This is a genomic window from Skermanella aerolata KACC 11604 (assembly GCF_000936425.1).
Classification (GTDB): Bacteria; Pseudomonadota; Alphaproteobacteria; order Azospirillales; family Azospirillaceae; genus Skermanella; species Skermanella aerolata.
This window is the reverse complement of record NZ_AVFK01000161.1, coordinates 1-1,403: the sequence shown is the minus strand read 5'-3', so window position 1 is coordinate 1,403 and position 1,403 is coordinate 1. Positions and strand designations below refer to the sequence as shown.

1 protein-coding gene and 1 pseudogene are annotated in these 1,403 nt (G+C 73.9%); one reads left to right on the top strand and one right to left on the bottom strand.

From position 1 onward, the window contains the following. Positions 1-327, bottom strand: a 327-nt coding sequence (locus N826_RS38960; RefSeq protein WP_157599442.1) for a hypothetical protein, incomplete at its 3' end; no start/stop codon positions are given. A 193-nt stretch (positions 328-520) separates the two neighbouring features. Between N826_RS38960 and N826_RS38955 the strand changes: the two are divergent. After that, positions 521-1,403 (top strand): annotated as a pseudogene (locus N826_RS38955) (tyrosine-type recombinase/integrase); the annotation flags it as partial.

Genomic DNA, 1,403 nt, shown 5'->3' with positions numbered 1-1,403 from the left:
CCCGGTGGCGGCCGGGCCGGCCGGCCGGGACGGTGCCGCAGCGCCGACCCGGCCATCCTCGATGTCGAGCGCCAGGCGGACGAGGCCGGCGGCGTGGACTGCCGCGGCGCGCGGACCGGGGGCGACGCATTCCGGTGCCACTGCCGCCAGGGCGATCTCGTCCGCAGTGACCGGCGCGCCGTCGAGTTTCATCATTGCGACGACGGTGCGGCGGACAGCAGGGGGGAGGTTGCGGCGGCGCAGTTCGGGATCGGCCAGGGCGCCGTCGAGCCGGCCCAGCGCCCGTTCGGCCGCCGCTAGAGCGGCCAAGTGCCGGGTTGACGACATGAATGCCCCTCCAAATTACCTCAACCTATTGATTATACACAGAGTGAAGGCTTTTGCCCAGAGACGTCGCTGAGGCCAAGATTTTCGGAAGTCCAACGAGCGACAAGGGCCATTATCGCTTGTTGAACTCTCACGCTCATGATAGGCACAACCCCTGAAACCGCCGCCTCGACCCCGTCCGGAAGCCCCGCCCATGCCGCCTGACCGCCTGCCGGACCTCATCGCCCCCACCACCCCGCCGGCGGCCGACCCGGACGCCGTCGCGCGTAATCTCGCGCGCCACGCCGAGATCAGCGCCGACAGCTACGCCGCCAACACCAAGCGCGCCCTCGAGGGTGACACCCGGCTGTTCCAGGCCTGGTGCGCCGGGCACGGCCGTGTCAGCCTGCCGGCCGAGCCGCGCACGGTCGGCGACTTCGTCGCCGCGATGGCGGCGGGCGAGGTGGTCGAGGTCGAAAGCCGTGACCGCCACGGCCGGCCGCGCGCGGTGACACTCGGCGGCGTCCGCCGGCCGGCGACGATCGGGCGCTATCTCGCCTCGATCGCTCACCTGCATCGCGCCGCCGGCCTGGCCTTCGACCGCGCCCACCCCGAGATCACTCAGCGCCTGCGCGGCGTCCGGCGCCGGCTCGGCGTCCGCCAGCGCCAGGCCCGCGGTCTGTGCTGGGACGAGATCCTCCGGATGCTGCCCGGCGACCCGCCGGACCGGCCCCCTTATGAGCCGCTGTGGGAGCGGCTCCGCTCCGACGAGCGCGGCGCGCTCAAGGCGGCGGCCCGGCTGGCGTGGCTGTCGGACCTGCGCGACCGTGCCCTGCTGTTGGTCGCCTACGAGACGCTGTGCCGGCGCGCCGAGCTGGTGGCACTGCGGGTCGAGCACCTCCACCGCGGCGCCGACGGCGTCACCGTGTTCGTCGAGCGGGCCAAGAACGACCCGGAAGGAGAGGGCCGGCACCGGCCGCTGCGCCGGCGCACCGTCGCCGCACTCGACGCCTGGCTCGCCGCGGTCGACTGGAGCGAGCGCGAGCGGCTGCGCCAGGACGGCCGCAGCCGGGCGACGGTCGCGGCGGCGCCCTCGG